Source organism: Polaromonas sp. P3_C2 (assembly GCF_056402675.1).
In genome coordinates this window covers 1-5,374 of sequence record NZ_JBFUGX010000282.1, presented here as the reverse complement: position 1 = coordinate 5,374, position 5,374 = coordinate 1, and the positions used below count along the sequence as shown (strand labels likewise).

Here is a 5,374-nt window from a genome sequence, read left to right as displayed (position 1 = left end):
GTACTACTTCCCCGACTCCCCGTTCTGAGGCAGCCATGGCAAGACCTGTCACTCTTTTTACCGGGCAATGGGCGGACCTGCCTCTCAAGGAGCTGGCACCCCTGGCACGCAGCATGGGCTACGACGGCCTGGAACTGGCATGTTGGGGCGACCATTTCGATGTGCAGGAGGCCCTGGCGAGCGATCGCTACGTGCAGGACCGGCGCGATCTGCTGGAACAGCACGGCTTGCGCTGTTTTGCGATCGGCAGCCATCTGGTGGGCCAGGCGGTCTGCGACCTCATCGACGAGCGGCATAAGGCCATCCTGTCGCCGCAAGTCTGGGGGGACGGCGATCCGGAAGGCGTGCGGCAGCGCGCCGCGCGGGAAATGCAGGACACCGCGCGTGCCGCCGCCAAGCTGGGCGTGAAGGTGGTGACGGGCTTCACCGGCTCGTCCATCTGGCATTCGCTGTACGCGTTTCCGCCCACTTCGCAGGAGTATTGGGACAAGGGCTTCGTCGACTTTGCCAACCGGTGGAAACCCATCCTCGATGTGTTCGAGCAGTGTGGCGTGAATTTCGGGCTGGAAGTGCACCCCACGGAAATCGCCTTCGACATCGCTTCGGCGCAGCGCGCCATCGAAGCCGTGGGAGGTCACAAGCGTTTCGGTTTCAACTTCGACCCCAGCCACCTGGGCTACCAGGGCGTGGACTATGTCAAGTTCATCCGGACATTCGGCGACCGCATCTATCACGTGCACATGAAGGACGTGTGGTGGGGCCGGGGCGACGGCACTGTGGGGGTCTTCGGCGGGCACACCAATTTCGGTGACGCGCGCCGCCACTGGGACTTTCGCAGTGTCGGGCGCGGGCAGATCGACTTCGAATCCATCATCGTTGCGCTCAACGACGTGAGCTATAACGGACCGCTGAGCGTCGAGTGGGAGGACAGCCGCATGGACCGCGTGCACGGCGCTACTGAAAGCGCGGCCTACAGCAAGCGGCTGGACTTCAAGCCGGCCGCGGGAGCGTTCGACGCCGTGTTCGACAAGGCCAAGCAGGGCGGGATGGCGGGCTCATGAGAAAACTGCGCTATGCGATGGTGGGCGGCGGGCAGGGTGCTTTCATCGGTGCTGTACACCGCAAGGCCATGGCGCTGGATGGGCAGATGGAGCTGGTGGCCGGTGCACTGTCGTCCGATGCCGAGCGCGCGCGCGCGTCAGGCCGCGACCTCGGCCTGCGGGATGAACGCAACCACGGCCGCTGGGAAGACCTGCTGGAAGGCGAACTGCGGCGCAGCAAGGACGAGCGCATCGACTTCATCTCCATCGTCACGCCCAACCATGTGCATTTCCCCGTCGCCCGCGCGTTCGCCGAGGCGGGCATCCATGTGGTGTGTGACAAGCCGCTGGTCCATAGCAGCGAGGAGGCCGCCGAGCTCGTTCGGGTTGTCAAGCGCAGCGGCTCCATCTTCGGTGTCACGTACAACTACACGGGCTATCCCATGGTGCGCGAGGCGCGTGACATGGTTGCGCGCGGCGCGATCGGCGTGGTGCGCAAGGTCATCGTCGAATACAACCAGGGCTGGCTTGCCACCCACCTGGAGGCAAGCGGGCAGAAGCAGGCCGACTGGCGGACGGACCCGGCGCGCAGCGGCGTGGCCGGCGCCATCGGCGACATCGGCTCGCACGCGGAGAACCTGGTGGCGACGGTGACGGGCCTGGAGCTGGAAAGCATCTGCGCGGACCTCACCATCTTCGTGCCGGGCCGGCGCCTTGACGACGACGGCAATGTCCTGCTGCGGTTCAAGAACGGCGCCAGGGGCGTGCTGATCGCGTCGCAGATCGAGGTGGGTTGCGAAAACGACCTGCGGCTGCGCGTGTTCGGCACCACCGGTACGCTGGATTGGCGCCAGGAGGAGCCCAACCGGCTGCTGCATGCTCCCATCGACGGCCCGGCCCGCATGCTGACGCGGGGCTCGCCGTGGCTCGGTGAGGCAGCCCGCCGAGCGACACGCTTGCCCACGGGGCACCCCGAGGCCTTTATCGAAGCCTTTGCCAATGTCTACCTGGGAGTGGCTGCGCACATCCGCGCGCTGCAATCTGGCAATACACCGAATCCGCTGGACGCCGACTATCCCCGCCTCGAAGATGGCGCCCGCGGTGTGCGGTTCATCGAGAAGGTGGTGCAGTCTGCGGCCAGCACGGCCAAGTGGACGCCGTTCGAGGATTGACCGATGTTCATGGGCATTGATCTGGGCACCTCCAGTGTCAAGGCGGTCGTGCTGGACCGCGGCCACCGCCTGGTGGCCAGCGGCTCCGCGCCGCTGTCGGTGGATGCACCCCGGCCCTTGTGGCGCGAGCAGCATCCTTCGGAATGGTGGCGTGCGTGCGATGCAGCCGTGGGTGCCGCGTTGCAGGAATTGCGGCGCGGTGGCCACGCAGGCGGCGAGATCGAGGCCGTCGGCCTGACCGGGCAGATGCACGGCGCGACCCTGCTGGATGGGCGCGGTGAGGTTCTGCGGCCGGCCATCCTCTGGAACGACGGCCGGGCGGCGGCGGAATGCGCGGAACTGGAGCGGGCGGTGCCGCGGTCACGTCAGATCACCGGCAACCTGATGATGCCGGGTTTCACGGCGCCCAAGCTGCTTTGGGTATCCAAACACGAGCCCGGCGTGTTCGACCGGGTGCGGCAAGTACTGCTGCCCAAGGACTGGTTGCGCTGGCGTCTGACCGGCGACTATGCGACCGACCTGTCCGACGCGTCCGGCACACTGTGGCTGGATGTGGGCAGGCGCGCATGGAGTGACGAACTCCTGGCCGCTTGCGGCCTGTCTACCGCGCACATGCCCAGGTTGCACGAAGGCCCGGAGGTCACCGGCACTCTGCTGCCAGAGGTCGCGCAGCATTGGGGCTTGCGCGAAGTGCCGGTGGTAGCCGGTGCCAGCGATAACGCAGCAGGCGCCCTGGGCGCTGGTGTGGTGAACCCGGGTGAAGCGATGCTGTCCCTGGGAACGTCCGGTGTAGTGTTCGTGGCCACCGGCTCTTTTGTCGCCAATCCACAGCAGGCGGTGCACAGCTTCTGCCACGCGTTGCCAGAGGCCTGGCACCTGATGTCCGTGATGCTGTCGGCCGCCTCGTGCCTCGAGTTCACAGCGGGGCTGCTGGGAGAGCGCGACGTGGCCGTGCTGCTTGCGCAGGCAGAGCAGCGCGGCCTGCGCGAAGACACCCCGTTGTTCCTGCCTTATCTGAACGGCGAACGCACGCCGCACAACAATCCGCATGCCAAAGCCGTGTTCTTCGGCATGCACGCAGGCACGCAGCGCGAAGACATTGTGAATRCCACCCTCGAGGGTGTGTGCCTGGGCATGGCGCAGGGGATTGCCGCGCTGCAGTCGGTTCAGCCTGGCCTTGCGCGCGTCAGCCTGATCGGCGGCGGCTCGCGCAATGCCTATTGGGCTCAGATGCTGGCCGACGCTACCGGCCTGCAGGTGGTCCGGCACGCGGATGCCGAGGTTGGCCCATCGCTGGGCGCAGCCCGGCTGGCCTGGCTGGCCTGCGACCCGGGCGAAGCGGCGAAAATATTTTGTGCACCAGAGGTGACTGACGTATTCGAGGTGCGAGCGGCCGAGAGGACGCGGATGCAGAACCGCGCCGCCCGGCTGGCAGGGTTATACAACAGCCTCGTACCTCACTTCCAGCCATAGAAAGTGGAGTCGCCACCCGCGTGTTGGCGTGGCAATGGCATCTGTCACAACCTGCTGGCGCAGATGGTCCGGCCAGATTTCGAAGTCAGGATGCCTGCGGAAGGTAGCTGGGCCTGGCCGCCGTCATCCCGGCTTTGACATGTTGGGTGATTTCATCGGCCAGCACTTCATCAACCCCCAATTCGAGTCCGTCGAGCGCACGCTTGACGATGTCTTCAGGGCTGGACTTCGGAACCTCGAAGCCGCGCGTGAGGTCGGTATCGACATAGGCCATGTGCAGCCCCAGCACCTGCGTCTTTTGCGCCGCGAGTTCRCTGCGCAAGGCATTGGTGAGCGACCAGGCCGCCGACTTGCTGGCCGAATAAGCTGCCAGCTCACCGCCGTTCACCCACGAGGCCACCGACAACACATTGAGAAGGGCACCGCCGCCGTTGCCTTTGAGAACCGGCGCGAAGGCCTTGCTCATGCGCAGTACGCCGTAGACGTTGGTCTCGAAGATGCGCCGGGTGGTGTCTTCACTGTCGGCCGCCAGAAAGCCACCCCGCTGGGCAATGCCGGCATTGTTGATTACCAGCGTGACATCCGGCGCCAGCGCTGCGGCGGCCGCTACGTCTTCAGGCTTGGTGACGTCGAGCTTTAAAGCCTGAACACCGGGCAGGGTGATGGTGGCGGGGTCGCGAGCGGCCGCGTAGACCTTGCGGGCACCGCGGGCGAGCAGCTCGCGCGCGAATGCCAGGCCGATGCCGCGATTGGCGCCGGTGACGAGAACAACAGCGTTTTTGATTTGCATGAGAAAACTCCAGTGGGTGGGAAAAGCAGATTAGGGAAAACAGGTTCACTTGACCTTGATGACGACCTTGCCTTTTGCATGGCCCGCCTCGACGTAGGCCAAGGCCTCGTTGGTTGCCTCGAACGGAAAGACCCGGTCCATCACCGGACGGATAGCACCAGCATCGAAGAGCCGCGTGATCTCGCGCAGTTGGCTGCCACTTGCCTTCATGAAGAGAAACGCGTAGTCAACTTCGCGGCTCTTTGCCCTGCGCCGGATGCCTGAACTCAGCATGCGCATCACGAGCTTTACGAATGCAGGAGCACTGCTTTCCTTGCCGAATGCGGGATCGGGTGGGCCGGAGATGGAGATGAGTTTCCCGCCGGGCTTAAGCACGCGCAGTGACTTCTTCAACGTCTTGCCGTCCTGGCTGTTCAGCACCACGTCGTAGTCGCGCAAGACGGCCTCGAAATCCTGCGTCTTGTAGTCGATCACGACGTCCGCGCCCAGACTCTTCACAAGCGCGACATTACCCGTGCTGGTCGTCGTGGCGACGGTGGCGCCCAGGTGCTTGGCCAACTGAATGGCAAAACTGCCTACGCCGCCGGAGCCCGCCTGAATGAAGACCTTTTGCCCCTTTTTCAGCTGGGCCTTTTCAACCAACGCCTGCCAGGCCGTCAAAGCCACCAGGGGAATGGAAGCGGCTTCTTCCATCGTGAGCCCCGCAGGCTTGAGCGCCAGGGATGCCTCCTTGACCGGGACGAATTCAGCGAAGGTACCGATCCGGAAATCATCCGGCCGGGCGTAGACCTCATCGCCCGGCTTGAACTGCCGCACGCCTGGGCCGACCTTGACGACCACCCCAGCGACGTCGTGGCCCAGAATGAGAGGCAGGCGATAGGGCAGTATGAGTTTGAACT

At 64.9% G+C, this 5,374-nt stretch carries 5 protein-coding genes; 3 read left to right on the top strand and 2 right to left on the bottom strand.

The genetic code is table 11. The features are described 5' to 3' along the window. The 3 genes from AC1DWI_RS12935 to xylB form a co-directional block, all read left to right on the top strand. Positions 1-1,061 (top strand): sugar phosphate isomerase/epimerase family protein (locus AC1DWI_RS12935; RefSeq protein WP_477724970.1); only part of this gene is annotated, 1,061 nt, incomplete at its 5' end. Next, on the top strand, positions 1,058-2,212 hold the full coding sequence (locus AC1DWI_RS12930) for a Gfo/Idh/MocA family protein (protein ID WP_477670175.1): 1,155 nt from the start codon (positions 1,058-1,060) through the stop codon (positions 2,210-2,212). The genes AC1DWI_RS12935 and AC1DWI_RS12930, both read left to right, overlap by 4 nt. A gap of 3 nt (positions 2,213-2,215) precedes the next feature. Next, on the top strand, positions 2,216-3,685 hold the full coding sequence (gene xylB, locus AC1DWI_RS12925; protein WP_477724969.1) for a xylulokinase: 1,470 nt from the start codon (positions 2,216-2,218) through the stop codon (positions 3,683-3,685). Between the two features lie 85 nt (positions 3,686-3,770). Here the strand turns inward: xylB and AC1DWI_RS12920 are convergent, their stop codons facing one another. Continuing rightward, on the bottom strand, positions 3,771-4,475 hold the full coding sequence (locus AC1DWI_RS12920) for an SDR family oxidoreductase (RefSeq protein WP_477670173.1): 705 nt from the start codon (positions 4,473-4,475) through the stop codon (positions 3,771-3,773). A gap of 45 nt (positions 4,476-4,520) precedes the next feature. Continuing rightward, a partial coding sequence (locus tag AC1DWI_RS12915) for an NADP-dependent oxidoreductase (RefSeq protein ID WP_477724968.1) occupies positions 4,521-5,374 on the bottom strand: 854 nt, incomplete at its 5' end.